The 26,927-nt window shown below is 73.3% G+C and carries 19 protein-coding genes and 1 pseudogene; 10 read left to right on the forward strand and 10 right to left on the reverse strand.

Going from position 1 to position 26,927, the window contains the following annotated elements:
• Positions 1–165 precede the first annotated feature (165 nt).
• Positions 166–840: a non-ribosomal peptide synthetase gene (locus tag ABT084_RS34530; protein WP_351052752.1), complete on the forward strand. Its 675-nt coding sequence runs from the start codon at positions 166–168 to the stop codon at positions 838–840.
• 24 nt (positions 841–864) lie between these two features.
• Here ABT084_RS34530 and ABT084_RS34535 read toward each other — a convergent pair whose 3' ends face one another.
• A complete protein-coding gene (locus ABT084_RS34535) occupies positions 865–2,160 on the reverse strand; it encodes an ROK family transcriptional regulator (protein WP_351052755.1) in 1,296 nt (431 codons plus the stop codon).
• Positions 2,161–2,343: 183 nt separating this feature from the next.
• Between ABT084_RS34535 and ABT084_RS34540 the strand changes: the two genes are divergently transcribed.
• The 5 genes from ABT084_RS34540 (at position 2,344) to ABT084_RS34560 (ending at position 7,982) form a co-directional block, all read left to right on the forward strand.
• On the forward strand, positions 2,344–3,663 hold the full coding sequence (locus ABT084_RS34540) for an ABC transporter substrate-binding protein (RefSeq protein WP_351052758.1): 1,320 nt from the start codon (positions 2,344–2,346) through the stop codon (positions 3,661–3,663).
• Positions 3,664–3,673: 10 nt separating this feature from the next.
• Entirely contained in the window at positions 3,674–4,642 is a 969-nt protein-coding gene (locus tag ABT084_RS34545; protein ID WP_351052761.1) for a carbohydrate ABC transporter permease, read from the forward strand.
• Entirely contained in the window at positions 4,635–5,501 is an 867-nt protein-coding gene (locus ABT084_RS34550; protein WP_351052764.1) for a carbohydrate ABC transporter permease, read from the forward strand. Before ABT084_RS34545 ends, ABT084_RS34550 begins: the two co-directional genes overlap by 8 nt.
• Positions 5,498–6,916, forward strand: coding sequence for a GH1 family beta-glucosidase (locus tag ABT084_RS34555; RefSeq protein WP_351052768.1), 1,419 nt, complete (start codon positions 5,498–5,500; stop codon positions 6,914–6,916). The genes ABT084_RS34550 and ABT084_RS34555 overlap by 4 nt, the downstream gene beginning before the upstream one ends.
• A 148-nt stretch (positions 6,917–7,064) precedes the next feature.
• The gene (locus ABT084_RS34560; protein WP_351052805.1) at positions 7,065–7,982 is read left to right on the forward strand and encodes an NADP-dependent oxidoreductase; all 918 of its coding nucleotides are present in this window, start codon (positions 7,065–7,067) and stop codon (positions 7,980–7,982) included.
• A 98-nt stretch (positions 7,983–8,080) separates the two neighbouring features.
• Here the strand turns inward: ABT084_RS34560 and ABT084_RS34565 are convergent, their stop codons facing one another.
• The 7 genes from ABT084_RS34565 to ABT084_RS34595 form a co-directional block, all read right to left on the reverse strand.
• Positions 8,081–9,811, reverse strand: coding sequence for a discoidin domain-containing protein (locus tag ABT084_RS34565; RefSeq protein WP_351052771.1), 1,731 nt, complete (start codon positions 9,809–9,811; stop codon positions 8,081–8,083).
• Positions 9,812–9,893: 82 nt separating this feature from the next.
• Positions 9,894–10,979 carry a DUF1996 domain-containing protein gene (locus ABT084_RS34570; RefSeq protein ID WP_351052774.1) on the reverse strand — a complete coding sequence of 362 codons (1,086 nt, stop codon included), beginning with the start codon at positions 10,977–10,979 and terminating at the stop codon, positions 9,894–9,896.
• Positions 10,980–11,085: 106 nt separating this feature from the next.
• Positions 11,086–13,245 carry a pectate lyase-like domain-containing protein gene (locus ABT084_RS34575; protein WP_351052778.1) on the reverse strand — a complete coding sequence of 720 codons (2,160 nt, stop codon included), beginning with the start codon at positions 13,243–13,245 and terminating at the stop codon, positions 11,086–11,088.
• Between the two features lie 357 nt (positions 13,246–13,602).
• A complete protein-coding gene (locus ABT084_RS34580) occupies positions 13,603–16,746 on the reverse strand; it encodes an RNA repair domain-containing protein (protein ID WP_351052781.1) in 3,144 nt (1,047 codons plus the stop codon).
• A complete protein-coding gene (locus tag ABT084_RS34585) occupies positions 16,746–18,671 on the reverse strand; it encodes an RNA ligase family protein (RefSeq protein ID WP_351052784.1) in 1,926 nt (641 codons plus the stop codon). The genes ABT084_RS34580 and ABT084_RS34585 overlap by 1 nt, the downstream gene beginning before the upstream one ends.
• Positions 18,672–18,789: 118 nt before the next feature.
• Positions 18,790–19,221, reverse strand: coding sequence for a hypothetical protein (locus tag ABT084_RS34590; protein ID WP_351052787.1), 432 nt, complete (start codon positions 19,219–19,221; stop codon positions 18,790–18,792).
• 305 nt (positions 19,222–19,526) lie between these two features.
• Entirely contained in the window at positions 19,527–19,904 is a 378-nt protein-coding gene (locus ABT084_RS34595) for a hypothetical protein (RefSeq protein WP_351052790.1), read from the reverse strand.
• 400 nt (positions 19,905–20,304) lie between these two features.
• On the opposite strand from ABT084_RS34595, the gene ABT084_RS34600 reads away from it, so the two are divergent.
• The 3 genes from ABT084_RS34600 (at position 20,305) to ABT084_RS34610 (ending at position 24,083) form a co-directional block, all read left to right on the forward strand.
• Positions 20,305–21,453: an NUDIX domain-containing protein gene (locus ABT084_RS34600; RefSeq protein WP_351052793.1), complete on the forward strand. Its 1,149-nt coding sequence runs from the start codon at positions 20,305–20,307 to the stop codon at positions 21,451–21,453.
• Positions 21,454–21,666: 213 nt separating this feature from the next.
• A complete protein-coding gene (locus ABT084_RS34605; RefSeq protein ID WP_351052796.1) occupies positions 21,667–22,308 on the forward strand; it encodes a GNAT family N-acetyltransferase in 642 nt (213 codons plus the stop codon).
• An 848-nt stretch (positions 22,309–23,156) separates the two neighbouring features.
• Complete coding sequence (locus ABT084_RS34610) at positions 23,157–24,083, forward strand: class I SAM-dependent methyltransferase (protein WP_502969268.1); 927 nt, start codon at positions 23,157–23,159, stop codon at positions 24,081–24,083.
• Positions 24,084–24,217: 134 nt separating this feature from the next.
• Here ABT084_RS34610 and ABT084_RS34615 read toward each other — a convergent pair whose 3' ends face one another.
• Both ABT084_RS34615 and ABT084_RS34620 read right to left on the reverse strand, forming a co-directional pair.
• Positions 24,218–25,609 (reverse strand): DEAD/DEAH box helicase, encoded by a 1,392-nt coding sequence (locus ABT084_RS34615; RefSeq protein WP_351052808.1) that lies wholly within the window; start codon positions 25,607–25,609, stop codon positions 24,218–24,220.
• 344 nt (positions 25,610–25,953) lie between these two features.
• On the reverse strand, positions 25,954–26,448 hold the full coding sequence (locus ABT084_RS34620; protein WP_351052802.1) for a MarR family winged helix-turn-helix transcriptional regulator: 495 nt from the start codon (positions 26,446–26,448) through the stop codon (positions 25,954–25,956).
• Positions 26,449–26,534: 86 nt separating this feature from the next.
• On the opposite strand from ABT084_RS34620, the pseudogene ABT084_RS34625 reads away from it, so the two are divergent.
• Positions 26,535–26,855 (forward strand): annotated as a pseudogene (locus ABT084_RS34625) (HGxxPAAW family protein); the annotation flags it as partial.
• Between the last annotated feature and the right edge of the window lie 72 nt (positions 26,856–26,927).

Below are 26,927 nucleotides of genomic sequence, written 5' to 3' on the forward strand. Positions count from 1 at the left end.
TGTGGGGCCCGCCGGCCGGGGGCGGCGCCCCGCGCCCGGGGTTCGCCGCCGCGCCCGGGGGCCCCCCCCCCCCCCCCCCCCGGGGGGGGGCCCCCCCGGGGGGCCCCCCCCGACGAGCCCTGGCCGCACTGCGGCGAGGGGCACGACGGGTTCCCTCCGGTCGCCATGGTGTCCGTGGCACAGCTGTACGTGCGCGACGTTCCCCTGTCGCGGCGGCCGGAGCGGGCCGATCTGCTCCAGGTGCTGTGGTGTCCCTTCGATCACGAGCCGGACAACACACCGCTCACCGCCCTGTTCTGGCGCACCGCGGCCGAGGTCGGGGAGGTGCTCACCGCGCCGCCCGAGCCGTACGCGGTGGAGTACGACGGCTACGTACCGCAGCCGTGTCTGCTCGCGCCGGAGCGGGTCACCGAGTACCCCAACCCCATGGAGCTGAGCAAGGAGTTGCAGCAGCAGCTGGCGGACGGGGGCAGGTGGGAGGGGACCGGAATGAACGACTACTACCGCCCCGCCCCGGACGAGTTCTACTGGAACGAGCTGTCCGTCGCCCCCGGCTGGAAGGCCGGCGGCTGGACCCGGTGGGGCCTCACCGATCCCGTCCCCCGGCTCTGCCCCGCGTGCGGCGCAGGGATGGACCCGCTGCTGACCATCGCCTCGTCCGAGTGGGGATCCAACACCCGTGGCTGGATCCCGTACGAGGACCAGCCGCACTCCACACCGTCCGCCGACAACCACCAGCCGTGGAACCCGACCGGCCTCGACCTCGCCCGGGGCTACGACCTGCAGCTGCACGTCTGCCCGGTGAACCCGGACCATCCGCACCTCAGACTGGTCCAGTGAGTCCCGCCCCCCGTACGGACGCCCTCACCGTCCCCCGCCCCGCGTGGCCAGGGCCGTGGTCCAGCCCGGGGGTTCCGCCGGGGGAGTGGGCACGGGGCGGCGCCCTCCCGTGGTGAAGAAGGCCGACAGCGGGAGGGTGGCCGCGCCCACCGTGACCGCGTCCGGGCCCAGGGAGCCCAGGTCGATGGTGACCCGGTCGGCGGGGTGGCGCAGCGAGTAGCGCCTGGCGTGCGCGCGGACCGAGGGCAGGATGTGCGGGCCCAGCATCAGCCCCGCCCAGCCGCCGATCAGGATCCGCTCGGGCTGGAAGAGGTTGATGACATCGGAGAGCCCGGCGCCCAGGTACTCGGCGGTCTCCTCCAGCACCTCCACGGCGACCGGGTCCCCCGCCGTCCCGTGCGCCAGCAGCACCCCGAGGGCCTCCTCCTCGTCCTGGACCTCCCCGGCGCTCCCGCCCCGCTCCGCCCAGCGGGCCAGCAGCGATTCCGCCCCCGTGTACGCCTCCAGGCAGCCCAGGGCGCCGCACCGGCAGCGCCGACCGCGCACCGACACCGTCAGGTGGCCCCACTCCAGCGGGGTGCCGTCGGTCGATCCGCCCTCGGGGGAGCCGTCGGTGATCAGGCTGGCGCCCACGCCCGACCCGAACAGGACGACGACCGCCTCGCGCGCCCCCCGCCCCGCCCCGAACCACATCTCGGCCTGGCCGAGGGTGCGGGCGCCGTTGTCGATCAGGTACGGGACTTCCTCGGGCAGCGCTCCGGTGGCGCGCAGCAGCGCCTCGAGCGGGACCGCGTCCCAGCCGATGGTCTGGCCGTGCACCACGGTCCCGCCGGGCGCGTCGCGCTCGACGATGCCCGGGACGCCGATGCCGACGCCCAGGAGCCGGTCCGTACCGACGCCCGCCTCGGCGAGCACGGCGGCGATGCCGGTGCGGATGTGGTCCACGATGGGCCCGACGTCGTAGCACCCGCGCGGCTGCAACGGAGGCTCGGCGCGGGCGAGTTCGGTCAGGGTGAGGTCGAACAGCTCGACGCGGACCCGGGTTTCGCCGACATCGACCCCGATCATGTGGGCGCTGCCCGGGGCGACCCGGAGCAGGGTGCGCGGCCGGCCGCCGTCGGAGTCGACGATGCCGGCCTCCTCCAGGAGACCGTCCGCGATGAGTTCGCCGACCACGTTGCTGACGGAGCCGGAGCTGAGGCCGGTGACCGGTCCCAGCTCCTGACGGCTCATGGGCCCGCCGAAGTACAACCGCTGCAGCACGGCGCTGCGGTTGCCGCGCCGCAGGTCCCGCACCGTACGTCCGTGACTGCCCGTCATGTGGCTCCTTCCGCCCTGACAACGATTCGCAACATACCCCTGCGCGACCCCTTGACGCGACCCTTTCCCGGGGCTTAACTCACGTCCTAAATTAAGGCCTGGGAGTAACGGGGCGGCCGCGAGACGGTCTTCGACCCGCGTCCCGGCCCGTCGCCCGACCCTGTTGAAAGGGGCCGATTCGCCATGCGCAGAACCCGAGCCGCGGCCGCCGCCGTGATCACCGCCTCCCTGCTCGCCGCCGCCACCGCCTGCGGCGGAGGTTCCACCGGCGACGAGGGCGGCTCCAACACCGCCCCCAAGGAACTCACCTACTGGGCCTCCAACCAGGGCCCCGACATCGCGGCGGACCAGGCGACCCTCGGCCCGGAGCTGAAGAAGTTCGAGGAGCGGACCGGGATCAAGGTCAAGCTCGAAGTGGTCCCCTGGGCCGACCTGCTCAACCGTATCCTGGCGGCCACCGCCTCGGGCCAGGGTCCGGACGTGCTCAACATCGGCAACACCTGGTCCTCCTCCCTCCAGGCCACCGGCGCGCTGCTGCCCTGGAACGCCAAGAACTTCGACGCGATCGGCGGGCGGAGCCGCTTCGTCGAGTCCGCGATCGGCTCCGCGGGCGCGGCGGGCCAGGACCCCGCCGCCGTCCCCCTGTACTCCATGTCGTACGCGCTCTACTACAACAAGAAGATGTTCCGGGAAGCGGGCATCGACAAGCCCCCCGCCACCTGGGACGAGATGGTCACCACCGGCCAGAAGCTGTCCAAGGACGGCAAGTGGGCGCTGGGCGCGGAAGGTTCGAACCTCTCCAACAACATCCACCAGGCCTTCGTCCTGTCCCAGCAGCACGGCGCCGCCTTCTTCGACGCGGCGGGCAAGCCCACCTTCGACACCCCGGCCAACGTCGAAGCCGTCAAGCAGTACGTCGACCTGATGGCCAAGGACAAGATCATCGCGCCCGGCAACGCCGAGTACGACAAGAACCAGTCCCTCCAGGACTTCGCCAACGGCAAGACCGCCATGGTGCTCTGGCAGAACGCGGCGAGCAGCTTCAAGGCCCACGGGATGAAGGAGGGCGACTGGGGCGTGGCCCCCGTCCCGATCCCCGCGGGAGGCGCCCCCGGCCAGGGCAAGAACGTCAACTCCATGGTCGCGGGCATCAACGTGGCCGTCTTCAAGAACACCGACAACATCGACGGCGCCCTGCAGTTCGTGAAGTTCATGACCAGCGACGACGAGCAGAAGCTGCTCAACAAGACCTACGGCTCGATCCCGCCCGTGAGGGCCGCCCAGCAGGACCCGGCCTTCGCCACCGAGGACCTCACCGTCCTGCGCAACACCCTGAGCACCAGCGCCGCGCCGCTCCCGCAGGTCCCCGAGGAGTCGCAGTTCGAGACGGCCGTCGGCACCGCCGTCAAGGAACTCTTCGCCGACGCCGCCGGCGGGCGCCCCGTGACCACCGAATCCGTGAAGGCCAAACTGGCCAAGGCCCAGCAGCAGATGGCGAAGTGAGCCCCTCCCCATGACTTCCGCCACCGCAGGGCGGGTACGCCGCTCCACCCCCCGCGTGCGCCGCACCGGCCGGCTGCGCCGTACCGCCCTGCCCTACCTGCTGCTCCTGCCCGCCCTGCTGATGGAACTGCTCATCCACCTCGTCCCGATGGCGATGGGCATCCTGATGAGCTTCCGGCAGCTGACCCAGTTCTTCATCCGGGACTGGTCGCGCGCCCCCTGGACGGGCTTCGACAACTACTCCCTGTCCGTCGACGTCAACGCGCCCGTCGGCGAAGCCCTGCTCCGCTCGTTCCTCACCACCTGCGCGTTCACCCTGCTCTCGGTGGGCCTGTGCTGGTTCATCGGCACCGCCGCCGCCGTCTTCATGCAGGACGCCTTCCGCGGGCGCGGCTTCCTGCGCGCCCTGTTCCTGGTCCCGTACGCGCTCCCCGTCTACGCCGCCGTCATCACCTGGTCGTTCATGTTCCAGCGGGACAACGGCCTGGTGAACCACGTCCTGCACGACCAGCTCGGCATGAGCGGCGAGCACACCTTCTGGCTGCTCGGCGACAACAGCTTCTGGGCGCTGCTCATCGTGTCCGTGTGGAAGGGCTGGCCCTTCGCCTTCCTGATCGTGATGGCCGCCCTGCAGAACATCCCCAAGGAGCTGTACGAGGCCGCGGCCCTCGACGGCGCCGGGACCTGGCAGCAGATCCGCCGGATCACCCTGCCCTCCATCGGACCCGTCAACCAGGTCCTGGTCCTGGTGCTGTTCCTGTGGACCTTCAACGACTTCAACACGCCGTTCGTCCTGTTCGGCAAGTCGGCCCCGGCCGCCGCCGACCTCATCTCCCTCCACATCTACCAAGCCAGCTTCGTCACCTGGAACTTCGGCACCGGATCGGCGATGTCCGTCCTGCTGCTGCTCTTCCTGCTCCTCGTCACCGCCGTCTACCTGCTCGTCACCAGCCGCGGAAGGAGCACGGCCGATGCCTGAGGCCCGACGCAGGTCCCCGCTCGCCCCGGCCCGCTCCTTCCAGGTGATCCGGGCGGTCTTCCTGACGCTGCTCACCGGCTTCGTCGTGCTGCCCGTCTACGTGATGATCACCAGCTCACTCAAGCCGCTCAAGGACGTCGCCGGAGCCTTCCACTGGATCCCCAGCGGGCTCACCGTCCGCCCGTACGCCGACATCTGGCACACGATCCCGCTCGCGAAGTACTTCGTGAACTCCCTCATCGTGGCAGGCTCGGCGACCGCCGCCTCCGTGGTCATCGCCGTCTTCGCGGCCTACGCCGTCAGCCGCTACCGCTTCCGCGGCAAGCGCCTGTTCACGGTCACCGTGCTCTCCACCCAGATGTTCCCGGGCATCCTCTTCCTGCTGCCCCTCTTCCTCATCTTCGTCAACGTCGGCAACGCCACCGGGATCGCCCTCTACGGCTCCCGCGCCGGGCTGATCCTCGCCTACCTGACCTTCTCCCTCCCCTTCTCCATCTGGATGCTCATCGGGTACTTCGACTCGGTGCCGCGCGACCTCGACGAAGCCGCCACCGTCGACGGCTGCGGCCCGCTCGGCGCACTCTTCCGCGTCGTGGTCCCGGCCGCGGTCCCCGGCATCGTCGCCGTCGCCGTGTACTCCTTCATGACCGCCTGGGGCGAAGTCCTCTTCGCCTCCGTCATGACCAACCAGGAGACCCGCACCCTGGCCGTCGGCCTGCAGGGGTACTCCACCCAGAACGACGTGTACTGGAACCAGATCATGGCCGCCTCGCTGGTCGTCAGCGTCCCCGTCGTCGCCGGGTTCCTGCTGCTCCAGCGCTACCTGGTGGCCGGCCTGACCGCGGGAGCCGTCAAATGACCATCGGGACCACCCGCGCCGAACCCCACCGACCCGGAAGGACCGTCGTGTCCGAGCCCCAGCCGATCGACCTCGCCGCGCTGCCCCGCGACTTCGCCTGGGGCACCGCGACCTCCGCCTACCAGATCGAGGGCGCCGCCGACGAGGACGGCCGTACGCCCTCCATCTGGGACACCTTCTCGCACACCCCCGGCAACACCGCGGGCAACGACCACGGCGACACCGCCTGCGACCACTACCACCGCTGGCGCGAGGACATCGCGCTGATGCGGGACCTCGGCACCAACGCCTACCGCTTCTCGGTCGCCTGGCCCCGCGTGGTCCCCGGCGGCGACGGCCCGGCCAACCCCAAGGGCCTGGACTTCTACGACCAGTTGACCGACGCCCTGCTGGCCGCGGGCATCGAACCCTCCGTCACCCTCTACCACTGGGACCTGCCGCAGACCCTCCAGGACCGCGGCGGCTGGCCCGAGCGCGACACCGCCGAGCACTTCGCCGCGTACGCCGCCCAGGTGGCCGAACGCCTCGGCGACCGGGTGACCCAGTGGGCCACCCTGAACGAACCCCTGTGCTCGGCCTGGATCGGCCACCTGGAAGGCAGGATGGCACCCGGCCTGACCGACCTGACCGCCGCCGTCCGCGCCTCGTACCACCTGCTCCTCGGCCACGGCCTGGCCACGCGGGCGATCCGAGCCGCCGCTCCGGCCGCCCGGATCGGCATCGTCAACAACCTCTCCACCGTCGAGCCCGCGCGCGACACCGACGCCGACCGCGCCGCCGCCCGTCGGATGGACGGCCACGTCAACCGCTGGTGGCTCGATCCGGTCCACGGCCGCGGCTTCCCCGCCGACATGCGCGAGGTGTACGGCGTGGAGCTCCCCGAACGCCCCGGCGACCTCGCCGCCATCGCCGCGCCGCTCGACTGGCTCGGCCTGAACTACTACTTCCCGCAGTACGTCACCGACGACCAGGCCGGCCCGGCCCCCCACGCCCGCCAGGTCGAGCGCCCCACCTCCCCGCGCACCGGCATGGACTGGGAGATCGACGCGAACGGCATCGAGACCCTGCTGATGCGCCTCACCGAGGAATACGGCGCCCGCCGCCTCTACGTCACCGAGAACGGCTCCGCCTACCCCGACACCGTCGCCCCCGACGGCACCGTCACGGACCCCGAGCGGACGGCCTACCTCGACGGCCACCTCGCCGCCTGCGCCCGCGCGGCCCGCCGGGGCGCACCGCTCGCGGGCTATTACGCCTGGTCCCTGCTCGACAACTTCGAATGGGCCTACGGCTACGACAAGCGCTTCGGCCTGGTCCACGTCGACTTCGCCAGCCAGCTGCGCACCGTCAAGGCCAGCGGCCGCCACTACGCCGCCGTCATCGAAGCCCACCGCGCCGCCCACCCCACCGGCTGAGCCGCCGTGCCCGCGCCCGCGCCCGCGCCGCGCCGCGCCCGCCCCGCTTCGGGGGACGGGCGCGGCGTTTCGTGGTGGGATGGGCCAGGAGGCGGTTCCACCAGCTCACGGAGAGGCGAGACGCATGTCCGAGGACAGCGAGGGCACCATGCGGGCGATGGCGTACGAGACGTACGGCGGGACGGAGGTGCTCACCGAGACCCGGCTCCCCGTACCCAAGGTCGGCCCCGGCGAGGTGCTGGTCCGCGTCAAGAGCGCATCGGTCAACCCCGTCGACTGGAAGATCATGGCGGGCGGCCTCGACGCGCTCATGGACGTCGTGTATCCGGTCGTCCCCGGCTGGGACGTGGCCGGCACCGTCGAGGTCGTCGGCATCGACACCCCCGAATTCGCCACGGGCGACGAGGTCATCGCCTACGCCCGCAAGGACTACGTGCACGGCGGAACCTTCGCCGAGTTCGTCACCGTGCCCGTCCGCGCCCTCGCGCACAAGCCGGCCTCCCTCGGCTGGGCCGAGGCCGCCGGACTCCCGCTGGCCGGGCTCACGGCGTACCAGCTGCTCACGCGCCTCGGCACCGGCAAGGACGACACCGTCCTCGTGCACGGCGCGGCGGGCGGCGTCGGTTCCTTCGGCGTCCAGATCGCCCGGGCGCTGGGAGCCCGGGTCATCGGTACGGCCTCGCCGCGCAACCACGACCGGCTGCGCGAGCTGGGCGCCGAGCCCGTCGCGTACGGGGACGGCCTCGCGGACCGGGTGCGCGCGCTGGCCCCGGACGGGGTCACCGTGGTCGCCGACTTCGTCGGCGGGGTCCTGGAAGCCACCCGGGCGGTCCTGGCCGACGGCGGGCGCCACGCCTCGATCGCCGACCCGGGCGTGCTGGGCGCCGGAGGCCAGTGGATGTGGGTGCGGCCCGACGGCGAGGCCCTCGCCGAACTCGGCCGGCTCGCCGACGCCGGACAGCTCTCCGTCACCGTCGCCAAGACCTTCCCGCTCTCCGAGCTGGCGGCCGCCTTCGCGCTCAGCCAGGACGGACACACCGCGGGCAAGATCGTCATCGAGGTCTGAGCCGGGCCCCGGCTCCGCGCGCATGACCGCGCGCCGCCCTGGCGGGGAGAAGGGGGCGGCGCGCGGGGTTCACCGTGTCGTGCCGGTCAGCGCGGGGATCAGGCGTACACGCCGAAGTGGAACAGCGAGTAGCCGTAGCCGGTGCCGCGCTGGGTCATGTCCAGGCGGACGTACCGCCCCGAGGCCGAGACGTCGAAGTCGTCGATACCGCCGTCCCCCGTGGACGTCGCGTACGCCGTACGCCAGCTCTGTCCGTCGTCGGAGACCTGGAGGGTGTACGCCTTGCCGTACGCCGACTCCCACACCAGCTGCGCGTGCCCCAGCTGCTTCACCGCGCCCAGGTCCACCTGGAGCCACTGCGGATCGGCCCAACTGCTGGCCCACCGCGTGTCGTTGCGGCCGTCCGTGGCCAGCGCCGCACCGCACGGGCAGCCGCCCCAGGTGTCGTTCTGGAAGGTGGAGGCGGTGGTCGGCCGGTTCAGCGCCACGTTCGTGCCCGCCACCGGCGGCGGGACGACCTTCACCGAGCGCTGCTCCACGCCCACGTTGCCCCGGCCGTCCTTGACCTTCACGTACAGGATCCACACGCCGGTCCTGGCCGGAGCCGTGGCCCTGATGGCGCCGTTGCCCAGGGTGCCCGAGGCCACCGAGACCAGACCGCTGCCCCCGTCGACGTACTTGCTGCCCCACAGCACCTCGTACGACAGGGCGTCGCCCTCCGGATCGGTCGCCGGGGCCTGGATGGTGATCTCCTTGCCCGCCGGTACGGCCGAGGCGTCGGCCACCGCGGGCACGGAGACGGTCGGCGGCAGGTTGTCCCCGGCCGTGTTCCCGCCGTACATCCGCTTCACCGCGTAGTACGCCTTGCGGCGCTCCCCGGCGGGGGTCAGGTTGAACCAGTGCCCGCCGAAGTCGTATTCGGTGCCGTAGTGGAAGACGGTCGCGCCCAGCGCCACCCCCCGGTGGCCCGTGACGCAGTTCCACGCGTTCGTGTAGCCGTCGGCCATGGCCTGGTCGCCGACCTGCTTCGGTACGCCGTTCGCGTCGTTCGGCACCTCCCACTCACCGGCCGGACCGGTCTCGGTGATGATGTAGGGCTTGGTGTAACCGCCCTGCTCCCAGGCCTGCTTGACCCCGCAGACCTCCTTGTAGGAGTTGACGGCGTACAGGTCGAGGTCGGGGGAGTTGCGCTTGTAGTAGGTCCAGGCACCGACCCACGCGTCGGTGGAGGTGACCGGGTGGTTGGCGTCGATGCGGTGGATGGCCTTCGCCACATCGTTCACGAAGGTCGTGTAGGCGCCCCGCTGGTTCTCCAGCTCGGTGCCCGAGTAGCAGTTCTGCAGGCCGAGGACCGATTCGTTGCCGACGTTCCACATGAGGACGCCCGGGTGGTCCCGGTAGGTCTGCACCCACTTGGTGAACTCGGTGAGCATGGTGTTCTTGTACGTCGTGTCCGTGATGTAGTTCGTGCAGCCGCCGCTGCCCGGGCCGCCGCCCGGCTGGAGCCAGAAGCCCGCGACGACCTTGATCCCGTTGGCCGCCGCCGCGTCGAACAGCTGACGGCTGCTCGCGTCGGTGCCCCAGGTACGGATGGTGTTGGCGCCCAGCGATTTCACGTCGGGCAGCAGGCGTGCCGCGTCGGCCGGGGAGGGACCCCAGGTGACGCCCTTGACCTGGTACGGCGAACCGTCCACCTGGAGCTGCCAGTTGCCCTGGGAGCCGGTCACCTTGACCGCGCTGCCCGCGGCGTGCGCGGGAAGGGCGGGCAGGATGGTGACGGCTCCGGCGAGCAGGGCTGCCGCGGTGAGGGTGCGCATGCGGGAGAGCATGCAGGAACCTCCTTGGAGGGGGTGGGGGAGGGGACCCGCCCCGGGCGGACCGACCGGCCGGGGCGGGGGAGCCGGGGAGTGGCTAGGGCAGGCGGTAGTCCGGGCCGAGTACGGCGCCGGCCGCGGGGTGGGTCTCGTCGTAGCCCCGGGCGTTGCACTGCAGGCCGCCCTTGATGCAGTGCTCGACGAGGGCGTTCAGGGTCCGGTCGTCCCACGCGTTGAAGAAGTCGTAGTGGAAGGTGTGCCCGGCCCCGCTGGAGAGCCGCACCTGCGACATGTCGCCGCTGACCGGGAAGGCCATCTTGAACTCGATCATCGGCAGGGCCACCGGGTGGTCGGCGGGACAGACGTTGTCGTTGGTGCCGGGCTTCACGACCGGGTAGGCCATGTGCGCCTTGTGGTCCGGTGTGTCGAGGTTCTTGCCGTCCCAGCAACTGGGCGCCTGCATACGGATGTTGAGCTGGGTGCCGGCCGGGCAGTTCGCCGGGAACTCGACGTTCTTGAAGCTGTCCCCGCACTCCCAGCCCTCGACCCAGCCCTTGTGGGCCCGGAATTCGGCCGCGGTCTGGGTCGGGCTGCCGACGACGAACCGCAGGCCCTTGGGGAAGGGCCGCACGCTGGTGTAGTCGGTGACGCCCGTCTTGTAGTAGATCACCTGCGGCCCGGTGGGCAGCACCGGCCGGCTGCCGTTGTAGAGCGTCGGCATCCAGTACCCGGACAGATCTCCGGGCGCCTTGCAGGCGGTACCGCCGCCGCTCAGGGAGGCCGTGGTGCTGAAGGCGTCCGTCGTGGTGTTGCCCATGAACGTGTGGTTGTGGGAGGCGCCGGGGCGGCCCGCGAACACGATCGGGTCGTCCGGGGCGGTCCTGCTGACCGCGCAGTTGGCCTGGAACTCGTGGAAGTACCGGTCCGGTGGGTTGTTCCAGGACGGTGTCACCCCGGTGACCTGCGGTACGGCGGGAATGTAGCCGTCGCCGTCCGGATCGTCGCCCCCGGCGACCGGGGCCACCTGGGAGTGGTCCATGGACATGTGGGCGGAGGCGCCGGACGTGCCGGAGTCGGGCGATGCCTGCGCGGTCAGGGTGGTCAGCCCCAGACCGGCGGCGGCCGTCACGGCGCAGGCGACGGAGACCAGGAAGGCGGACAGGGCCCGCGAGTGGAGTTTCATCGGTTCACAGCTCCTTCGAGGAGGTGGGAGAGCGCTCTCTCGGATGGCCCGGAAAACGCGGGGCGGCCGCCCGGCCGCCCCGCGTCCTGCGGGGGTCAGGGGTGGATCAGGGGAACGAGACGACGGTGGACGGGGTGGTCGACGTACCCGACGTCGGGGCGCCGGTGTTGTTGATGACGTGCTCGTACTGGCCGTTGCCGCCGAGCGAGACCACGAGCAGGTCGTGGAACTTCACGCCGGGCTTCACCGGCACCTCGAAACCGTGGTCCTGACGGATCGTCGGATCGACGTTGTAGTAGCAGTAGCTGCCCAGGCCCCAGCCCTCGTGGGTGGTCACCGAGTCCGCGACCTTGTACGCCGCGAATCCCTTGACCGAACCGTTCTGCACGGCGGCCTGGTTGGGGGCGTCGTACGCCTTCTCGTTCTGGAAGAAGATCGTGCGGCCGCGGTCCCCGTTCCACTCCACGTCGTACTTGTTGAAGTGCTCGACGAACAGGCCGGTCGCCAGCACGTCGGCGCCGTTGACCCGGAGGCCGTAGTCGGAGCGGTTGGTCTCCCAGCCCACCCCGTCGCCGTGGTCGGCACGCCAGATCCAGGTGTGGTCGACGATCGTGCCGCGGTTGTTGATCACCATGCCGGCCGTGGCCTTGCCCGCGCCCGCGCCGCCGACCCGGATGAAGACGTCCTGGACGGTGGTCGGGTTCGCCGCGTGGTCCGTGGTGGTGCCGGCCGGGCCGACCTCCAGCAGGCTGGGCGAGTTGACGGTGCCCGCGTCGATGAGGAAGCCCGCGAGCTTGACGCCGTCCACGTCGGCCACCTTCATCGCGGTCACCCCGTTGTCCGGGACGATCGTGGCGAGGCCGAGGCCCAGTACCACCGTGTCGGGGCGGTTGACCTGGATGGTCTGGTTCACGTGGTAGACGCCGGGGGTGAAGAGCAGGTGCAGGCCCTGGGTCAGCGCCTGGTTGATGGTCGCCGCGCTCGCGCCCGGCTTGACGACGTAGAACTGGCTGAGCGGGATCGAGGTGCCCTGCGGCGCGCCGTTGCCCCAGGAAGTGCCGCGCGCGTTCACGCGCTTGGCGGGCACGAACACCTTGTACTCGGACCCGTCCAGGTACAGGAAGGGCTTCTCGCGGGAGACGGGCGTGGTGTCGAGCGTGGTGTAGCGCGGGTCGGGGAAGCTCTGCGCGGGCGCGCCCACGGTGCCCGAGAACACCTGGTTCCACACCGAGTTGTTCCACCCGCCGATCGAGCTGTCCCGGGTGTACCACTGCTGCTGCGAGTAGTTGCCGACCTGGCCGTCTATCTTCGAGTCGGCGATGTACCCGCCGGAGGCCCAGCCATAGCCGTTGGGGGCGAGGTTGAGGCCGCCCTTGACGTGCATCCGGCGGAACGGCGCGGCCTGCGCGACGGCCCAGCGGTCGGTGCCGTTGACCGGGTTGAGCGCGAGGTTCTCGGCCGAGCGCCAGAAGTTCTGGGTGGCGTTGCCGCCGAACCAGCCCGCGTCCACGGTCACGTCACCGTTGATCGTGGTGTCGTCCGGGTTGAGGCCGAGGCCCGAGATCGAGGTGTAGAAGCCGATCTGGGCGTTGAGGCCGTTGTAGGTGCCCGGCTTGAACAGGAACTGGTAGCGCCCGGAGCCGAATTGGGCCGACTCCTGCTGCGCGAAGACCTGGTCCAGCCTGGCCTGGATGTTCGGCGTCGACGGATCGAAGACGATCACGTTGGGGCCGAGGTCGCCGCCGCCGGGGAGGGTCGGGCCGGTGCCCCCGGCGGTCCCGTAGACCTGGAACTCGAAGAGCGAGTAGCCGTATCCGGTGGCGCGCTGGGTGCCGTACACCCGGACGTAGCGGGCGGTGCCGCTGATGTCGTGGGTCTGGACCCCGCCGGTGCTCGCGGCGGTGGAGTAGGCGGTGCTCCAGTTGGTGCCGTCGGTGGACAGCTCGACCCGGTAGGCCTTTCCGTACGCCGTCTCCCAGCGCAGCACGACCTGGCTGACCTGGGCGGGCGCGCCCAGGTCGACCTGTATCCACTGGGGGTCGGCGAACTGGCTCGACCAGCGGGTGTTGTTGTCCCCGTCGACGGCGGCGGCGGCCGGGGTGCCCGCGCCCTCGATGCTGGAGGCGGTCGCGGGCTTGCCCTGGGAGAGCAGGGCCGGAGCCGCCTGGGCCGCGGCGGCGGGGAGCAGCATGAGCAGGGCCGCGACCAGCACGGCGGCGAGCGCCGCCGCGGAGAGCCGCGGCGGCCGATCGGAGAGCAAACGCATGGGGGGACTCCTGACGTCGTGGATCCGGGGGGATCGAAGCGTGAGTGAACTGCCCCCGGGTGAGGCCGTCAAGAGGTTCCGCGTTCATGAACTGAAGATCGGTTGGGGCGTCAAATGCGTGGCAGCCCTGTGAACTTGGGGTTTCTTCAATCCTTGTGAAAAGTATTGACGAAAAAAGTCACGAGCGCTTGGCTGAGGCTCCCGACGGCCCCGTCCGGCGGCGCCCAGGCGGTGCCGCGACCGTGTTCCGGCCGGGCCCGAAGAGACCGGGAGGCCTGCTGTGCGCACTGCGTTCTGGAAACGACGGGTGTTCGGGAAATGGCGGCACTGTCCCCTTTGTGGGGAACAGTGCCTTCGCTACTTGTCCGGTGTGGGTACGTCCCCGCCCGCGACCCGCACCACCTCGACACCCGGCAGCCCGCCTGCCCAGCGCCCGGCGACCGCGCCGAACCGGTCGGCGTCGGGCGGGGCCGCGCCCAGACCGATCGCGTACCGGACGCTCCCCGGCGCCGACGGGAAGGGCCGCGGCCAGGCATGCGCGTCCGCCACCCCGGCCTCCTCCAGCGCGGTGAGCAGCGCCCGCATCCGGCCCCGGACCCGCCCCAGGTTCGCCCCGGACTCCGGGTCCGGGGCGTCGTGCACGGTGACCACGGCCCAGGCCGCGTGCCGCCGGTGCAGCGGGGGCACCTCGAGCAGGGCGGGCCAGGGACCCGGGCCGCTGTCCGTGATCTCCCACGCCCGGTACAGCTCCCGCACCAGAAGATCGCGGAAGCCCGGGCCCACTTGGGCCGTGCAGGTACGCACCGGTGCGGAGGGGGTCAGGACCGTCACGGGCGCGCTGGTCGCGCCGGTCGCGCTGGGCGCGTGGCCGGCGTCGGTCCCGTGGTCCGCCGCGACCCCGTGGTCGGCTCCGCCGTCGTGGTCCGCCCCGTTCCCGTGGTCCGCTCCGACCCCGCCCGGCAGGGCCACCGGCAGGCGCCAGTCCCAAGCCGCCCAGTCGCCGAAGAACTCCCTCAGCAGCGCGTCGCCGGACAGGCCGGCGGCGCCCTCGCCGCTCACCGTGCGTGCGGCCAGGGCCGCCCAGGCCAGCCCCGGAAGCCCGCCGAAGGGCGCCGAGTCCAGCCCCCGGGCCCGGGCCCACTCCTTGACCCGCCGGGCCAGCTCCGCGAAGGCCGCGCGGCGCTCCGGGCCCACGGCCGCGCGCACCGCCTCGGCGTCGCTCACCGCGCTCAGGGCGATGGCCGCGCTCTCGTCCAGCCCGGCCCGCCGGGCCACCGCCCGGCCGGGCTCGACCCCGGCGGCCGCCACGACCGCGAGGTCCACGTCCAGGGCGCCGACGCGGAGCCGCAACCCGGGGACGCGGGCCCCGCGCACCTCCCGGACCCGGACCGCCTCGGGAAGCGCGGTCACCACCCGCTCGCGCAGCCGCGCGGAGTCCAGTGGCCCCGCCAGCGCCGCCACCAGGTCCAGGTCCGCACCGGGCAGCGCGCAGCCCATCCGGCGCGACCCGGCGACCTCCACGACCCCCTCGGGCAGCGCCCGCGCGAGCCGCTCGGTGACGGACCGGGCCAGGCCGTCGAGGTCGGCCGGGCCGCCCGTGCCGTCCGGGTCACCGGTGCGCTCCGTGCGGTCCGTGCCGCCCGTGCCGACGTTGCCGTACGTGCCGTCCGCGTCATCCGTGCCGTCCGGGTCGGGCGACGGGTTCGGGGTGCCGGGGGTGCGGGAGACGGCCGCGGCCCGGGGGCCGTCGTACTCCTCCGGCAGCCATCGGACCTCGCCCGTTCCCAGGGCCACCGTGAACCGCACCCGCATCGGCTCCTCGCCCCGCCGGGACAGCACGGCCAGCGAACCGACCCGCATCGCCGCCGTCGCCCCCGGGGCCCCGTCGAGCAGGGCCGCGCACCGGGCGGCAGCGGTCCGGGGGTCCGTACTCCGGCCCAGCGTCAGGTGCGGTGTGAAGCCCTCGGCGCGCCCCCGGCAGCCGGGGAACCGGCGCACCAGCGCCGCCCGCAGCTCCTGCCAGGGCGCCTCGCCGTCCGCCGCCGGGTCCAGCCACACCGTGGCGTCCTCGCGGTGCCCGAAGGTGTGCACCCCGGCCGCACGCGCGGTGAAGGCGGGCACCCCGGCGGCGGCCTCGGCCAACAGCGGAGCGGCCCGCTCGAGCGCGGCCTCCGGTACGAACCCGAACAGCAGGTTCACGTGCGGCGGCCAGCGGTCCACCTGCGGATCGAGCTCCCGGCGCAGTTCCTGGACGGCCGGCCACAGCTCCTCGGGCGGGATCCAGGCCACGGCGGTCCGCGCGGTCGGCGCGGCGTCGAGCACGGCCCCGACGTCCGCAGGGACCGCCGGGACCGTCGCGACGGCCGAGTCGGACCGGGCGGGCGCGGTTCCGGGCCCGGTGAGGTCCAGCTCCGCCTCCACCCCGAAGTGGTCGGACAGGAACAGCCCGTCGGAGGTGGCGGGCCGCTCGCCGCGCAGGGCCGCCCCGGCCACCCGTGCCCCGCCGCGCAGCAGGATCCGGTCCAGCCGGGCGGCGCGCCCGGTCAGCGAGCCGATGGCGGCCAGCGGATTGACCGACGGATCGAAGGTCGCGGTGGTGTCCCCTTCCCCGTGTACGTCGGCCCACGCGTCCCGCAGCCCGAGCGCCCCCGCGGGCCCCTCGGCGCCCCCGCGCCCGTCGTTGAAGTCGCCCATCAGGACCACCTGGCCGTCGACCCCGGCCAACCCTGCGGCCAGCCGGGCCAGTTCGGCCGCGCGGCGGCCCGCGCCATCCGTGGAGTGGTCGCTGCTCAGATGGGTCGCGGCGACCACGACCGGGCCCGCCGCCATCTCCACCGTGACGGCGGTGACGCCCTTGTGGGGTCCCAGGGAGTGAACCCCCGCCTCCCGTACGGGAATCCGGCTCAGCAGCAGCAGCCCGGTGTCGGCCACGTCCCGGCCGCCCGGCGCACCGCCCAGCGTGTAGGACGCCCGGACCCAGGGCTCCGCCAGGATCATGTCGAGCAGCCGCGGCTCGACCTCCTGCAGCGCGATGACATCGGCGTCGGCCGCCGCCAGTTCGGCGAGCAGCAGCGGGCGCCGCCGCGCGGTCTCGATGAGCGGGCCGTCGTAACGGTCCCACAGGGTGTTCCAGGTGAGCAGGCGCACCGAGGTGACAGTCGAGGGCGCGGTGCGCTCGGTGGGGGCCCAGCCGCGCGCGGGATCCCAGGCGTGCGCCGTGCGCGCCGTGAAGAACGGCGCGCGCAGCAACCGGGGGGCGCGCGCCCGCCCGGCTCCCGAGGATTCGACCCGGTCCACGCCGGTGGCCCGGTCCCACACGAGCTCGCCTTCCGCTTCGACGAACAGCACCCGGTGCCAGGGGATGTCGCCGCCCGGTACGAACGAGGGCAGCGCGACCCGCTTGGGCTCGGCCCCGCGCTGGAGCAGCCCCAGCACGAACCGCGCGGGGTCGAACCGGGGGTCCCAGCGGACCTGGTGGTACAGCTCCTCACTGGTCCGCATCACGCCACCCCGCCGTCGCGCGAGCCGCCGTCGCGCGAGCCGCCGTCGCGCGAGCCGCCCTCGACCGGACCGCCACTGAACGGACGGCCGTTGAACGGATCGTCGTCGAACGGGCTCCCGTCGTGGAGGCCGCCCGCCGTGTCCTCGACCGTGCCGCCCGCCCCGATGTACCAGGTCCGGTGGGCCTGTCCGGGGTACGGCGGGCTGAACCGGTGCAGCTGGGAGTCCAGCACCGCGGCCGGTACCGGATGCGCGCGCGTGCCGTTGCGCCGCCGCAGCGTGGCCTCGTCGGCCAGTACCACGGCCTGCGTCACCAGCGCGTCTCGGCGGCGGGCCACCGCCCCGACCAGGTTGCGCTGCTGGGCCACCAGCGAGGTGGCGTCCCACACCACCGTGCCGCCGGCCGCGAGCGCGGCGTCGAGCCGGTCCAGCCCCTCCCGCAGCACCTCGCCGTTGGCCCGCTGATCCGTACGCGCCCCGCGCGCGGAGCGCAGCTCGTCCAGCGAGACGTAGGCGTCGACCCCGGTGAGCGTCCGCCCGAAGGTGCTCTTTCCGCTGCCCGACGGCCCGACCAGCTGGATCAGCCGGGGGAACTCCCCGTCGCGCCACCGCCAGGTCGCCGCCACCGCCTCCTCGACACCGCCGACGCGGCCCTCGGCCCACGCCTGGCGCGCCCCCGCCCAGCACCGGTCCGCCGCCTCGGGGCCGAGCCCCGACAGGGCTTCCCGCAGCCCCGAACGCAGCGGCCCGTACGGCTCCTCGCCGAGCAGCCCCGCCTCCTCCGCGCACAACGCGGACCACTCCACGCACTCGCGCGCCCCGGCGCCTTCCGCGTCGGCGCGCGCCCCCGCCACCGCTCCAGCGACCGCGTGCAGCACCCCGAGATCGGCGGCGGCGGTCATCCCCGCCAGCCCGGCCCGGCGTTCCTCCTCGGGGAACGGCAGGTGCAGCCTGCCCTGGAGCCCGACGAGATCCGCCACCCGGCGCGCGAGCGGCAGTCCCAGTGCCCCCGCGAGCCGGGACGCGAGCAACCCCCGGTGCGCGTCGTGCAGCGCGGCGGCGAGCACCCCGGCCAGCCGGGCGTCCCCCGACCGCCCCAGCACGTCGAGGCGCGCGACGGCCTCGGCGACCGTCTCCGCCTGAACCTGCGCGTGCGGCCGAGTCTGCGCGTGGTCTGTGCCGTCCGGGCCGTCCGTGCCACCCGTGTCGCCCGGGCCCGGCATCCCGGCGGCGGACAGCAGGGCCGGTACGTCGGGCGCCGCGCCCGAGCGCACCGCCCACAACGCGGCGGCCGGGCCGAGACCGTTCTCCACCACGGACGCGAACATCCAGTGCGTGTCGGTCTGCACATGACCCCCGCGCACCCACTTGGCCACGTGCCGCGCGAAGGCCGTCCGGTCGAAGCCCGCCACGGAGCGCACGACGTAACCCTCCTGACGGTTCGTGTCGAGCTTCAGCTTGCGCAGCGCGCGCTCGGCCGACGCGTCCAGGACGCCCCGCCACAGCACGCGCGGCACCGGCACGCCGAGTCCCGTCAGGAACCGCACCGTTCGGTCCCAGTCGAGGCAACGGTCGCCGTCCCAGACGGAGAAGCCGTAGAACCAGCTGTCGAGCGCGTCGTAGGGGAGGGAGTGGCGCGCGTAGAGGTTCTCCCCGCAGATCCGCCAACCGGCCGGGATCCCGGAGCCGATGCGCCCCTGCAGGGCCTTCACCCAGGCGCGCGAGGGGTGGTGGGCGGAGTCGAGGGAGCGCGCGTGCAGACCGTCGGCGTACAGGGTCGTGTTCTCCCCGTCGAGCTTCTCGGTCACCACGACCTCCTGCCCGGCGAGCCCGGGCAGCCCCGACAGGTCACCGGCCCGGATGTCGTCGGGCGTGGCCCCGGGGGACCACGGGAGGTGCGGCGTGCGGGGATAGTGGGTGCGCATGATCCGCTCCGGTCGGTGGCGTGGTCCCGTCACTGTAGGAACCCGCGCCGGACCGATCTACCGATTATCCCCCGTCAGTGGCCGTACCGGACCCCGCCAGCGGTCGTACCGGACCCTGTCAGTGGCCGTACTGGTCCGCGCACAGCTGGGCGATCGACGGCGACACCGTGCCCTTGGCGGCGGCACAGAGCGGCGCCATGTCGGACGCGCGCCCCGGTGCGGGCCGGGCGTGCGGACGGGGCCGGGTCCGCGGGCCGCGGACCTTCGCCGGGGCGGGTTCGTGCGCCTTCCCGGACCGCCGCGGCGCTCTCCGTCGACCCTCGTCCTCCCCGTCCTCACCGTCCGTCCCGTCCTCCCGGGCCGCGGGCCGGGCCGGCGCGGGCTGAGCGGCCCCGGGCGACTCGGGCGAGGGCGCCGTCGGCGACCCGGCCGGCTGCCCCGGCTGCTCCGGCAGCCGCCCGAGGGGCAGCGCAGGCTGCGGGGAGGGCGTACGGACGACCACCACGTGGTCCCGCGCCGGGGCGGCCGGAGCCGCCGGTGTGACCGTCATACATCCGGTGCACCCGGCACCGAGGACGAGCACGGCAAGAGACAGGGGCAGGACCCGGCGCGGTTGCATCCGCCCACCCTGCCGCATGCGGGGGCCCGGGCCCGCGTCCCGTCACGCGTACGGGTGAGCGCGGCCCGGTGCGCTCACCGGGTCCGTCGGCCGTGGCCCGTCGGCTCGTCCGTCGGCCGTGGTCAGCCGCGGCCGCGGGCGCGCGGGGTGGTGGCGAGCCGCGGCGCGTGTTCCAGCGGTCCGCGGTGCAACGGCGAGTGGGCCCAGGCCCGTTGCCAGCCCCAGGCCGCGGCCACCTACGGGATCGGCGGCGGGACGTCGCACAGCCGCCCCAGCGCCATGCCGACGAGCACGTACGGGAGATGGGTGACAACGGGATACGCGCCGGTCAGCAGCAACCCGCGCAGGACGTCGCCGAGTCCGGCCCAGCCGCGCGCCAGGTCCGTGAGGCCGGGCACCGCGCTCCGGCCGGAGACGGCGACCCCGAAGAGCGGACCGAGGACGTACGAGAGCAGCGGACCGGCCGCCACGCTCAGGGCCCCGACCACGGTGAGCGCCTTCGTGGAGAGGCGGGTGAAGGGCTCGGCCGCGAGGAAGTAGAGCGCGAAGAAGGCCAGGATCACCAGGATTCCGGGCCAGAGCGCGGCCGGGGACAGGCCGAGCGCGGCGAGCACCGCGCCGCGGATCAGCAGCGGACGCAGCCGCCCCGGAACCGGGCCCTCCGGGCCGGTGCGCCGCCGCTGGGCGAGGGCCGGGGATCATGCTCAGGTAGAGGTCGAAAGTGGAACAAAGGTTCCGTTTCGACCGCAGCTCGTCTGGACGGGCCGGAGGCTTTCACGCCTGCCGACCCGCGCCCGAAAGCTAGCAAGGAGCACATAACCGGGTAATAAATGGTCACGGCCCAGGAGTAAATCGGCAGGTCGCGCGCGGAAACGAGCTCCCCCGTGCTCCGGGCGCACGCCGTGCGCGCGATGCCGTAACCCGCGGCCCGTACGCGCTGTTGCACAAACGCCGGGACCGACGCGACGAGGCCGACCCGGCGGCCGCCTCCCACCCACGGTGAACGGAGTACCGATGCCGCAGCTGACCGACACGGACCACGCGGACCACACGGAGCGGGCGGAACACCGGGAGGGCATGGACCACCGGGAAGGTATGGACCGTGCGGGCGGGACGGACCGTGCGGGCGGGACGGACGGCGCGGCGGACCGCGCGATCCCGGAGGGCCGGTCCGAGGTGGTCACCGACACGTGGATGACGCCCGCCGAGTACGGCGCCTCGCGCGCCGCGCTCTGGAGCGCGGCATGCGTCCTCGTCACCGACCCCGACGGGCGGGTCCTCGTCCAGACGGTGGACTACCGGCCCGACCGGCTGCTGCCCGGCGGCGCGGTCGACGCGGGCGAGGCGCCGTCCGCGGCGGCCGCCCGGGAGGTGTACGAGGAACTCGGCATCCGGGACCACTACCCGCACGGCCTCGCCGTGGACTGGATCCCGGCCGACGCCCCCGGATTCGAACCGGAGATGCGCTTCCCCGGTGAGATCCTGCACGTCTTCGACGGCGGCACCTGGAACGCCGAACGGATCGCCGCCATCCGCCTGCCAGCCCAGGAGATCACCGGCGTCCACTTCGCCGAACCGGCCGATCTGCCCGGGCTGATGCACCCCGGCGACGCGCGGCGCGCACTGTCCGCGCTGCGGGCCCGCATCGACGGCGGCGGCCCCGTGCTCCTGGAGGACGGGTGGCCCACCGCGCCGGGCGCGCTCGACCGGCTCGGCGCGCTGCGCACCCGGCGCGCCCCGCAGCGGGGCGCCTGGTGCGCGGAGCCGGCGCCGCAGGCCCTGGCGGTCCACGACCGGGCGGCCTGGCTGTTCGCCCCCGACGGGCGGGTGCTGGTGCTGATCGCCCACGCCACGGGTTCCGCGCGGCTCCCGGACCTCGCTCCCGAGCTGGTCACCTCCGCCCCCGAGCCGCTGGGGCACCTGCGCGAGGAGGACGGCGTACGGATCCGCCACGTGGCCCGGCTCCACGCGCTCGGCCCGGCCGACGACCCGGCGTACGCCCGCCTGCTGGCCACCCCCGAACAGGTCCGGGACCTCTGCGACTGGGGCCCCGGAGCGGCGGACCAGCTGAGCGCCGTCCACGCGGCCCGTACCCGTCTTGGCCTTCCCCGCTCCCCGCGCCGCCCGGTCACGGAGCTCGCGCCGGAGGGTTTCGCCTGGTGAGACCCGTGTCCCGGGCCGCCTGCACCCGTGCCCTGTGCCCCGTGCCGGGATGCGAACCGCGACCTGTCTCGGCGGGGTCCGGGAAGCCCGGGATAGTTTCAGTGGCCACGCGTCAGGGAGGCGCTGGAACGCGAAAGGCGCGCTCCGGCGAGCTGTGCGCCGTGCGGGGACGGTAACGGGAACGGGAACGGGAACGGGAACGGGGACGACGGTATGGGCAGGACGCTGGGAGAGATCCTCGACGCGGCGGCACGCGGTCAGTTCCCGCCGCCGGACGGCGGGACCACGATCGTGGCGCAGGAGAGGCACCGGGATGCCGGGGTGATCGCCTTCACCGCGCATTCCGTGATCTTCACCGACGAGGACCCCGCATGGGTACGGTCGACCCTGGCCGGCCTCGACTGCGACGGCCTGGCCGCCACGATGAACCCCCGCTTCCTGGCCGCCTTCCTGGACCGCACCGGCCGTCGGCACGACACGACCGACCTGATGACGGTCGCCGACCCGCTGCCGGGGGAGCCGCCGCTCGAGCTGCGGGAACTCGCCGACCGGGACCACCCCCGGGTGGTCCGGGCCCGGGCCCGGCGTGACGACGTACGCGTATGGGCCGCCGACGGCGGGGTCGTGGTCCTCGGCCGCGGGGTCGCGGGCCGCTGGGAGACCGCGATCGAGGTGGACGAGACCGTCCGGCACCGGGGCCTGGGCCGCGCCCTGGCCACCGCCGCCCGGCACCTCGTGCCCGGGCGCGCGCCGGTCTGGTCGCAGCAGGCGGTCGGCAACGCCCGCAGCATCCGCGCCTTCCAGGCCGCCGGTTTCCGCCCGGTGGGCTCCGAGGCGCTCCTGATCGCCCGCTGACCTCCCTTCGCCGATGGCCGACGGCCCGCTGGTTGATCGCCGGCTGACGGATCGCCCGCCGGAGACCTGGCGGCTGACTGACCGCGGGCCGGTTGATCGCCCGCTGGCCGATCGGCTGCAGGTTGCCTCTCCGGCCCCCGCGGCCAGTCCCCGATCGCCCGCCCGACGGCCCGCTGATCGCCCGCCGGCCGACCCCTGGTGCCGCCGCCCCACCGTGCGAGTCGCCTTCCCGCTGCGAGGCGTTGCCTCCCGCCGCGCGGCCGGGCCCCACGACCAGGGCTGACCTCCCGCCGTGCAGCCATGCTTCCCGTCCGCGAAGTGGACCCCTGGCATCCGTCGCGCTGGGCCCCGCGGGGCCCGTTACCCACGGTGGTGCGGCAGCTACACGACGCCCCGGCCCATGGATCATGGCATTCGCCGCACCGGCCCCCCGGCGCGGGTGGTGCCGGGCTCGGCCGGGCACTGCCGATCGGGCGGGGTTCGCGAGTGCGACGGCAAGCCGTTTCCGCGGGCCCCGCGGCCACGGGAACCGGCTGTCCCCGGCACGCCCCACGCGCACGTGTGCCCTGGTCAGACCGCCCGTGTCCGGGACGCCCACCGGCCCGGCCGGGCCCGTCCCAAAGGGCGCGCGCCGCCCGTTCCCGGCGCGCACCCCCGCCTCGGATCCGCCCCGGATCCGTGCCGCTGCGCAACTGCCCAAGCGGCACGATTGATTCCCTCTTTATCCCTCGTGTTCCTCCTCGGCTCCTCCACAGCCTCGTCATGTGCCCGTCCTGTGGTCTAAGGTCTGGCTACCCGGCCAGGTGTCAGTGCTGATTCCATGCCATATCCCCGGAGGACGACTCTCCATGTCGCAAGCTGCGCGTCTCCCTCTCACCGACCCCGAAGTGCTGCCCGCGGCACCGGTTCCCACGGGGTTCACGGACGTGAAGGGATGGTTCTGGAACGTCGACCAGTTGCTGTTCGACTGGTTCCTGGGGCACCAGAACGCCGACGCCGAACACCGTGGTGACCTGCTGGAACTCGGTGCCTACATGGGCAAGAGCGCGATATTCATGGGCGGTTACCTGCGCGAGGGCGAGGGCTTCACCGTCTGTGACCTCTTCGACTCGCCCGCCGAGGACGAGTCCAACCTCCAGGAGACGCGGTCCTCGTACGCGTCGCTGACCCGCCAGGCGTTCGAGGCCAACTACCTCGCCTTCCACGAGGAGTTGCCCACCGTCATCCAGGCACCCACCTCCGTGATCGGCGACCGGGTGCGTGCCGCCAGCTGCCGCTTCATCCACGTCGACGCCTCGCACCTCTACGAGCACGTGTACGGGGATATCGAGGCCTCCCGCAAGGTCGCGGCGCCGGGCGCTGTCGTGGTGTTCGACGACTACCGCTCCGAGCACTGCCCGGGCGTCGCCGCCGCGGTCTGGGGGGCGGTCACCTCCGCCGAGCTGCGCGTGATCTGCGTGTCCGGCACGAAGCTCTACGCGACCTGGGACGACCCCGCCCCGCTGCAGAAGGCCCTGCGCGCGTGGCTGGAGGGCCGCGAGGACCTGTGGCACGGCATCGACCAGGTCGCGGGCGCCCCGCTGGTGCGCATCGGTGGCCAGAAGGCGGTCGCCCCGCCGGCGCCGCGGCCGCTGCGGGCACCCGAGGTCCCCGTCCTCGCGGCGATCCCCGCCCAGCCGAAGGCCGTGGCGCGCTCGAAGCGGGTACGCCGCCTCGCGAAGGACCTGCTGCCGCCCATCGTGACGCGAGCGATCGTAGCCAAGCGCCGCCGCTGACCGGGCCGCCGCAGCCCCGGGCCGCCGTTGAGCTGGGCACTCGCGGCCTCGGGCCGCCGCCGCACCGGCCCGCCCCGCTCACGCGAAGAGGCCGGGTGCGCATCGCGCACCCGGCCTCTTCGCACCCCGGAGGATCAGACTCCGCGGCGCACCCGCGCGGCCGCCCGCGCCTCGGCGGCCTGCCGGGCCTCGGTGGTCTTGCGGGATTCCTTGGCCTTGCCGCCCGGCCGACCCGGCCGGGTGCCCATGCCGCGGAAGGCGAGGGTGCTGTTGGCCTTCCCGCCCTTCCCGTCCTTGCCGCCGTCGGCGGGCGCGGCCCCGGCCAGCGGAACGCCGGAGGGCTTCTTCGCCCCGGTGATCTTGCTCAGCAGCGCGTCGCCCGACCGCACCTGGGTGATGGTGGGCCGGATCTTCGCGTCGGCCAGCAGCCGCGTCATGTCACGGCGCTGGTTCGGCGTGACCAGCGTGACGACCCGGCCGGACTCGCCCGCGCGCGCCGTACGGCCGCCGCGGTGCAGGTAGTCCTTGTGGTCGGCGGGCGGGTCGACGTTCACGACGAGATCGAGGTCGTCGATGTGGATGCCGCGGGCGGCGACGTTGGTGGCGACCAGCACGGTCACCGCCCCCGTCTTGAACTGCGCCAGCGTGCGGGTGCGCTGCGGCTGCGACTTGCCGCTGTGCAGGCCCTCGGCCCGTACGCCGTTGGCCCGCAGGTGCCGGGTGAACTGGTCCACGCCGTGCTTCGTGTCGAGGAACATCAGCACGCGCCCGTCACGGGCGGCGATCTCGGTGGCGGTCTCGTACTTGTCGGCGGCGTGGATGTGGAGCACGTGGTGCTCCATCGTCGTCACCGTGCCGACCGAGCGGTCGACCGAGTGGACGACCGGGTCCTTGAGGTACGTGCGGACCAGCTGGTCGACGTTGCGGTCGAGGGTGGCCGAGAAGAGCATCTTCTGGCCGTCGTGGTGCACCTGGTCGAGGATCTCGGTGACCTGCGGCATGAAGCCCATGTCGGTCATCTGATCGGCCTCGTCGAGCACCGTGATCTTGACCCGCTCCAGGTGGCAGTCGCGCCGCCCGACCAGGTCGCTGAGCCGCCCCGGGGTGGCCACGACGATCTCGGCGCCGGTCTTGAGGGCGCCGACCTGGCGGCCGATGGACAGTCCGCCGACCACCGTGGCCATGCGCAGCTTCATGGCGTCCGCGTACGGCGTCAGCGCCTCGGTCACCTGCTGGGCGAGCTCACGGGTCGGTACGAGGACCAGCGCGAGCGGGCGCTTGGGCTCCGCGCGGCGCCCGGCCGTACGGGCGATCATCGCCAGACCGAAGGCGAGGGTCTTGCCGGACCCGGTGCGGCCGCGGCCGAGGACGTCCCGCCCGGCGAGGGCGTTGGGAAGGGTGGCGGCCTGGATCGGGAACGGCTCGCGCACCTCCAGCTCCGCCATCGTCGTCATCAGCTCCTCCGGCAGCCCCAGCTCGGAGAACGCCTCCACCGCGGGCAGAGCCGGGGCGATCGTCTGCGGCATCGCGAACTCGCCCTGCGGCGCGAGCGGCCGCGACTTCTTGGGGGACTTCGCGGTCTTGGGGGGCCTGCCGGGCTGGACGCCGAAGCGGCCACGGGCTGACGGATTCAAACGGAGAACCTTCCTCGATACGGAGCGCGTCGTCGAGGAGCCCCGGACCCGGCCGAGGAGCGGCCGGCGGGCATGCGCGAGAACGAGCCGAAACGAACCGGGGCCCGTACCCAGCGGTACGGGCCCCGGCTTCGTCGTGCGTCGGCGCGCGGTCCGAATGCCGTGCGCCGCAAGTAACCAGCCCATTTTACCACCGACGCCCGAGGGGCCCACGGTCGGCCCGGGTGATGCAGGGCCTAGGGTGCCGCGATGCGCGCGCTCGTCGAGCGTACGTGCTCCAGGTGGGCCCGGGCCTCCTCGGTGGCGCGCGCGAACCAGTCGGCGATCACGGCGATCTCGTCGGGGGAGTAGTCGGCGAACAGGGCGGCGAGCCGGGCGTAGAACGGCTCGTACACCGCGATCACCCGGGCCGCGGCCGTCGGGTCGGCGACCACCCGCACCCGGCGCCGGTCGTTCGGGTCGGGCTGCCTGCGCGCGTACCCGGCGCGCTCCAGCCGGTTGAGCACCCCGGTGACCGCCCCGGTGGTCAGGTTGGCCCGCTCGGCCAGGTCGCCCGCGCCCAGCGGGCTGTCCCCGGCGCCCAGGACATGGCCGAGGCAGGTCAGGTCCGTGACATTCAGCCCCAGCAGCTGGGCCACTTCCTGCTGGCCGACCAGGCCGAGGCTGACGTAGGCGTCCATGCGCTGGATCGCCTCCCCGGCGGTGGCCGGGGGGCGGGGCTTGCCGTTCACGCCGATTCTCCTTAGCATCTAAGTAACTTAGCTCGTGAGATGAAACATCCTGCTCCGAGCCTACTGCCGCCTGCCCCGGGAGAATCATGAGCGCGCACGGAGACGTCGACATGGGCCACACCGTGGCCGGCTGGACCGGGACCACCGTGGCCGTGCTCGGCACCACCGCCACCGGCCTCGCCCTCTGCCTCGACTGGACCGCGGGCCTCTGGCTCGGCCTCGCCCTCGTCGTCCTGTCGGTGCTGACCACCTGGGCCCTGCACCTGGCCGGATGGGGCAAGCCGAGCGGTCCCCGCCCGCCCGCCCGGCGCGACTGGCGCGTGCGCGACACCACCGCGCACGCGGGCCACCCGCACTGCGTCGGCTGCCGCCTCGCCGCCCGCGGAACGCCCGCCCCGGTGCACGAAGGGCACCCCGTACGAGGCGACCAGCTCGGCGAAGTCGGTGTGGTTGGAGACCACGGCCGCGATCTCCACCGG

Source organism: Streptomyces sp. NPDC002138 (genome assembly GCF_040296485.1).
Classification (GTDB): domain Bacteria; phylum Actinomycetota; class Actinomycetes; order Streptomycetales; family Streptomycetaceae; genus Streptomyces.

Coding starts and splice junctions, on each gene's coding strand:
- ABT084_RS34540 (WP_351052758.1), top strand. CDS start 2,344: ATGCGCAGAACCCGAGCCGCGGCCGCCGCCGTGATCACCGCCTCCCTG.
- ABT084_RS34615 (WP_351052808.1), bottom strand. CDS start 25,609: ATGCCGCAGACGATCGCCCCGGCTCTGCCCGCGGTGGAGGCGTTCTCC.
- ABT084_RS34570 (WP_351052774.1), bottom strand. CDS start 10,979: ATGAAACTCCACTCGCGGGCCCTGTCCGCCTTCCTGGTCTCCGTCGCC.
- ABT084_RS34560 (WP_351052805.1), top strand. CDS start 7,065: ATGCGGGCGATGGCGTACGAGACGTACGGCGGGACGGAGGTGCTCACC.
- ABT084_RS34580 (WP_351052781.1), bottom strand. CDS start 16,746: ATGCGGACCAGTGAGGAGCTGTACCACCAGGTCCGCTGGGACCCCCGG.
- ABT084_RS34610 (WP_502969268.1), top strand. CDS start 23,157: ATGTCGCAAGCTGCGCGTCTCCCTCTCACCGACCCCGAAGTGCTGCCC.
- ABT084_RS34565 (WP_351052771.1), bottom strand. CDS start 9,811: ATGCTCTCCCGCATGCGCACCCTCACCGCGGCAGCCCTGCTCGCCGGA.
- ABT084_RS34555 (WP_351052768.1), top strand. CDS start 5,498: ATGACCATCGGGACCACCCGCGCCGAACCCCACCGACCCGGAAGGACC.
- ABT084_RS34535 (WP_351052755.1), bottom strand. CDS start 2,160: ATGACGGGCAGTCACGGACGTACGGTGCGGGACCTGCGGCGCGGCAAC.
- ABT084_RS34545 (WP_351052761.1), top strand. CDS start 3,674: ATGACTTCCGCCACCGCAGGGCGGGTACGCCGCTCCACCCCCCGCGTG.
- ABT084_RS34575 (WP_351052778.1), bottom strand. CDS start 13,245: ATGCGTTTGCTCTCCGATCGGCCGCCGCGGCTCTCCGCGGCGGCGCTC.
- ABT084_RS34550 (WP_351052764.1), top strand. CDS start 4,635: ATGCCTGAGGCCCGACGCAGGTCCCCGCTCGCCCCGGCCCGCTCCTTC.
- ABT084_RS34600 (WP_351052793.1), top strand. CDS start 20,305: ATGCCGCAGCTGACCGACACGGACCACGCGGACCACACGGAGCGGGCG.
- ABT084_RS34530 (WP_351052752.1), top strand. CDS start 166: ATGGTGTCCGTGGCACAGCTGTACGTGCGCGACGTTCCCCTGTCGCGG.
- ABT084_RS34605 (WP_351052796.1), top strand. CDS start 21,667: ATGGGCAGGACGCTGGGAGAGATCCTCGACGCGGCGGCACGCGGTCAG.
- ABT084_RS34590 (WP_351052787.1), bottom strand. CDS start 19,221: ATGACGGTCACACCGGCGGCTCCGGCCGCCCCGGCGCGGGACCACGTG.
- ABT084_RS34585 (WP_351052784.1), bottom strand. CDS start 18,671: ATGCGCACCCACTATCCCCGCACGCCGCACCTCCCGTGGTCCCCCGGG.